Genomic DNA, 4,608 nt, shown 5'->3' with positions numbered 1-4,608 from the left:
GTTTCTCTGGCGTGCGCGCCTGACATCGCTGCGCCGCCAGCAACGCCGCTCGCGAACCGTGGATTAATAGCGTGCGCACATAGATGTTGCCCTTGCAGCTGATCCGCCCAAGCCGTCGGCGTTCGCCACTGCTGTATTCGTTCGGGGTCATGCCCAGCCAGGCGCTCAGCTGCCGGCCGCTGGCAAAGCGCTCAGGCTTGCCGACCGCCGCTGTCAGGGCGCTGGCCGTCAGCAGGCCAATGCCGCTGACTTCATCCAGCTTGCGCACCACTTCATCGTCAGCGTGCCAACGTTTGAGCTGCTGCTCGCACTCGGCCATGCATTGTTCGTACAGGTTGATTTCCGCCAGGACGATATGCAGTTGATGGCGCAAGGGGGCCAGTTCGGCGCGATCAACCCTTCGTTAGTCGGCTTCTCTGGCGCATTATTCATCAGGCTCTATCTCTCTCGGTCTGACCGTTCCGTCATCGCTTGCCGTTGCTAGACTCGGCTGGCAGGCGTATTTCGCCTGTCGTTGGTGCTCGGTTATCAGCCCTGTACAGACTGTGTTTTAAACTCGGTTTGGTTCATCAGTAGCGCCCAGACAATGGTCGCCAATGCGACAGCCGCCCACTTTTGAATTGCCTGGGAGATCAGGTCAGCTCCCACCCACCCCCAAAAGCACGCGCCTCAAGGTATATCTCACCCTGAGGCAGCTTCGGTCGCCCGGTATTGTGTTTAAAGGGAGGGATGAGGGGGGCTGTTACTGCGTCTGTGTCAGGTAGTCCGTTGCAATGGCCGAAAGGGCCCGAACGCCAACCACCAACGCAGCGTCGTCGACGAAGAATCCTGGCGCGTGATTGGGTGCGGCGTCTTGCATCTGATCCCTGGGTGTTACCCCCAGAAAGAAATACATCCCCGGCACTTTCTGGGCGTAGAAAGAGAAGTCTTCGGCACCGGTCACTTTCGGTGATTCGTAGACCTCTCCGCCATTGGCTTTCTTCAGAGTGGGTAGCATGGCGGCGGTCAGATCGGGGTCGTTAACTGTGGTGGCATAGGTGTCAACGATACTGACATCTGCCTGGGTGCCATTTGCCTGCGCCACATGTCTGGCCATCCGGGTAATTCTCTGGTTGACCTGTTCCTGAACCGTATCATCGAATGTTCTGATTGTGCCCGTCATGCGGACGTTATCCGGAATGATGTTGTGGCGTTGACCGCCCTCGATTGTGCCGATGGAAACAACGGCTGGGGCGCGTAGAATATTGGTTTGGCGGCTCACGACGGTCTGCAGACCGCTGATGATCTGTGCACTAGTGGTGATGGGGTCAATGCCATCCCAGGGTTGGGCACCATGCGTCTGTTGACCCTGGACGGAGATCTCAAGCTTGCCAGAGCTGGCCATAAGCGGCCCGCTCCGATAGGCGAGGATACCGGTAGGCATGGCGGATGTGACGTGAAGGGCAAAGATGGCGTTCACATCGGGATTTTTTAGCACGCCTTCTTCTACCATCAAACGCGCGCCAAAGCTGTTTTCCCCTTGATAGTCGTAGTCGCTAGGCCCCTCTTCAGCAGGCTGGAAGATGAATTTGATTGTACCCGGAATCTGATCCTTTACCGATGTCAGGTTCTCAGCCACGGCCATCAATATAGCGACGTGTGCATCATGACCGCACGCGTGCATGATCGGTTGCTCCTTGCCCAGATAGGATTGGGTGACTTCTGAGGCATAAGGCAAACCGGTGGTTTCTTTTACAGGCAGGGCGTCCATATCCGCCCTCAACGCAACCACTGGACCGGGCAGCCCGCCTTCCAGCACACCGACAACACCGGTGCGTCCGACGCCGGTAGTCACCTCCATACCAAGGTTACGAAGGTGTTCGGCGACGAGCGCCGCAGTCCGTGTTTCCTGATTGCCCAGCTCTGGATGTTGGTGGATATCGTGTCGCCAGGCGATGGCTTTGTCTGACAGTGACGCCGCATTTTGCAGAACCTGCTGGGTCAGCGACGTGTCGGTGGTCTCGTACTCTTCCGTGGCGTGACTTAAAGCCGGAGCCGCTACGGCAAATGACAACAGCACAGCCTTGCTCAAACGGTTTAGCATGGTGATTTCTCCACTGTTCTATTGAATTGTTGTGGGACTATTGCTCTAGAATGTGTCTGGGTGGTGGTAGGACGTCACCATCAGGCGATCGCTTTGGATGCCGTGGTCGACGCAGTACTCCCCGGGAGACTGGCCAAACCAGGCCTGAAAGGCTCGGTAGAACTGGGCCGTTTGCTGGTAACCGACGAGCAACGCAACGGTGTCAAGGGCGTATCCGTCAGCCAGATGGCGCAACGCCATGTGCTGTCGGGTTTGCCTGAGCACAGAACGGTACCCCGGCCCCTCGCTCTTTATGCGGCGTTGCAGGGTGCGGCGACTGACAGCAAGTAGGCGGGCGCAATCGTCAATACTGCCTTTACCATGACGCAAGAGCACTTCGAGCAGAGTGATGACCGACCCGGTCCATTGGTGGTGAGTATTCAGGCGAATGAGCCGGCGTTCCCGGCGGGCGAGTGACCGGAGACTATCGCCGCTCCAGCCGATGGCCCGGGCAAGTTCCAGTGCTTGAAACTGGATACCGTAATCAGATGCCCCGAAAACAATGGGGACTCCGAACCAGTGCTCAAGTGCATCGTCCTCCTGAAGCGTTCGGCAGAGAAAGATGCGATCAAGGGATTTTAGTCCGAGCCCCGTGAGCGTCCGCTGCAGGGCATACAGGATGGCTTCGGGTTGGTAGACAAAGCAGTCACTCTGGCAACTGAGTAACAGGCGAATCGTGGCCTGACCTTTTTCAATATCGAGATCTATTTGCGCAATGCCCGTATCGAGCATGAGGTAACGCTGAATCAGCCGAACAGCGTCCATAAGGGTCCGGGTGTTTCCGAGAAACGACGAACGCAGCATGCTCGGCGTATAGTCCAGTCGACTGAATGCGCGTAAAAGTAAGAGCGGATCCTTGGTCTCCCGGGCCAGGTGATCGGTTAGCGCCATAAGCTGATCTATCGCTACGCGTTCGTCTGCAGAAACGTGCGTTGGCAGGCCAGATCTGCTGATAGCATCGTTGACGACGGTATCGGGCAATACTTGTCGAAGGCCCTTGAGGGTCTTTTCATAGTGCTTGCCGGATGCGGTTTGGACGCTTGAGGTCATATCACTAAGGTTCGTCAGGTTTATCGTTTTTGGCGCTGAAGGGTTTTTACACTTGCCTTCAGTATCTGGCGGGACTCTCAGCCCAGCAAGTGCAATTGGTGCCAGGTTGGGGGGTAATCCCCCCTGAAATCAGTACTCGTCAGAAGTAGAATTTTCTCCTAATCGGATTAAGGAAATTTTGCGTGAAGACATCGCGTTTTTCGGACAGCCAGATCATCGCTATCCTCAAGCAGGCCGAAGCCGGCAGCCCAGTCCCTGAGCTTTGCCGCGAGCATGGCATCAGTTCGGCAACCTTCTACAAGTGGCGCGCCAAGTTTGGTGGCATGGACGCTTCATTGATGGCCCGGCTGCGCGAACTGGAGGATGAGAACCGTCGCCTCAAGAAGATGTACGCCGAAGAGCGCCTGAAGGCCGAGATCATCCAGGAAGCGATGGCAAAAAAGTGGTGAAGCCATCTCGGCGGCGAGAGATGGCGCAGTGTGCAGTTCGCTCTGGTCGAGCTAGCATCAAGCTGGCATGCCAGGCCTTCGGGGTTAGCGTCACCTGCTATCGCTACCAGCCACGGTTGTCCTCGGAAAATGCCGAGATAGCCGACCACCTGATCCGGCTTACGCACAACCAGCGCAACTGGGGTTTCGGCCTGTGCTTCCTGTATTTGCGCAACGTAAAAGGCCACCGCTGGAATCACAAGCGGGTGTACCGGATTTATCGCGAGCTGGAGCTGAACCTGCGAATCAAGCCGCGCAAACGTATCGTGCGTGAGAAGCCCGAGCCTCTGGCTGTGCCGGAGGCGATCAAACACTGTTGGTCGATGGACTTCATGCATGACCAACTAGCAGACGGTCGCAGCTTCCGCCTGTTTAACCTGATCGACGACTTCAACCGCGAAGCCCTGGCCATGGATATAGACCTATCACTGCCGGCAGAGCGGGTGGTGCGTGCGCTGGATCAGGTGATCGAATGGCGTGGCAAACCCCGGTCGATTCGCAGTGACAACGGACCGGAATACATCAGCAGCAAGCTTGTGCTGTGGGCAGAGAAGCATGGCATCCGCCTAGAACATATCCAGCCCGGCAATCCCCAGCAGAATGCCTACGTCGAACGCTACAACCGCACGGTACGTTACGACTGGCTGGGGCATTACCTGTTCGAGTCCATCGCTGAGGTGCAAGAACACGCCACACGATGGATCTGGACATACAATCATGAGCGACCAAATATGGCCCTGGGAGGTATCACCCCCAAACAGAAGTTGGCCCTCGCGGCCTGACCTCTACTTCTGGTGAGTACTAAAAATGGGGGGATTACCGACTCTCCCCACAAGTAGTGAGCAAAGCTTTTCTTTTGCACCTGTCGTCAGCGCGGTTGCATTCGTATATCCGGCCTGTTGTGGGCTTTACCGCCCTGGCCATTCTGTAGTTCGCGCAGCGGGGGCC

General features: G+C 56.9%; 3 protein-coding genes and 1 pseudogene. 1 reads left to right on the top strand and 3 read right to left on the bottom strand.

Features of this window, described 5'->3' with window-relative positions:
* The 3 genes and pseudogenes from AACY13_RS22525 to AACY13_RS22515 all read right to left on the bottom strand — a co-directional run.
* Nucleotides 1-397 (bottom strand): annotated as a pseudogene (locus AACY13_RS22525) (transposase); the annotation flags it as partial.
* A 345-nt stretch (nucleotides 398-742) separates the two neighbouring features.
* The gene (locus AACY13_RS22520; protein ID WP_339463822.1) at nucleotides 743-2,083 is read right to left on the bottom strand and encodes an amidohydrolase; all 1,341 of its coding nucleotides are present in this window, start codon (nucleotides 2,081-2,083) and stop codon (nucleotides 743-745) included.
* A gap of 45 nt (nucleotides 2,084-2,128) precedes the next feature.
* A complete protein-coding gene (locus AACY13_RS22515) occupies nucleotides 2,129-3,172 on the bottom strand; it encodes a helix-turn-helix transcriptional regulator (RefSeq protein ID WP_339463820.1) in 1,044 nt (347 codons plus the stop codon).
* Between the two features lie 182 nt (nucleotides 3,173-3,354).
* On the opposite strand from AACY13_RS22515, the gene AACY13_RS22510 reads away from it, so the two are divergent.
* Nucleotides 3,355-4,442 (top strand): IS3 family transposase gene (locus tag AACY13_RS22510; RefSeq protein ID WP_339463819.1). Its coding sequence is split into 2 segments (ribosomal slippage): nucleotides 3,355-3,607 and nucleotides 3,607-4,442, totalling 1,089 coding nucleotides; the frame shifts between segments, so codons are not numbered across the junction.
* Nucleotides 4,443-4,608 lie beyond the last annotated feature (166 nt).

It is taken from the genome of Pseudomonas sp. EA_105y_Pfl2_R69, assembly GCF_963970915.1.
In the GTDB taxonomy this organism is placed as follows: domain Bacteria; phylum Pseudomonadota; class Gammaproteobacteria; order Pseudomonadales; family Pseudomonadaceae; genus Aquipseudomonas.
This window is presented reverse-complemented; position numbering and strand designations above follow the sequence as displayed.